The 313-nt window shown below is 71.6% G+C and carries 1 pseudogene; it reads right to left on the reverse strand.

Going from position 1 to position 313, the window contains the following annotated elements:
* Positions 1-313 (reverse strand): annotated as a pseudogene (locus tag MKK65_RS22570) (PhnA-like protein); the annotation flags it as partial.

Below are 313 nucleotides of genomic sequence, written 5' to 3' on the forward strand. Positions count from 1 at the left end.
TCATTGCCGGTCGTGCCGCGGACCTGGCTCTCGATGTTCGAGAACGGGTTGTCCATGCCCGGCAGCGACGGGGCCGCGGACTGGGCTGCCGTCTTCAACGAGCCGCCGATCAGGTAGCCGGCGCCACCGAGCGGGCTCGACACCGCGCACGATGCGCCGCTGACGAGGCCCCCGACCGCCGAGGACAGCAGGTACACGACGACCAGGGTCGAGACCGCCCAGGCGATCAGCCCATCATAGGCGGTCGTGGTCCGAGCCGGCTTGCCGGAGCGGCTGCCGGCCAGCCGACCACTCGCTGTGGAGGCGGTGACGG

Source organism: Methylobacterium sp. J-001, from assembly GCF_022829565.1.
Classification (GTDB): Bacteria; Pseudomonadota; Alphaproteobacteria; order Rhizobiales; family Beijerinckiaceae; genus Methylobacterium.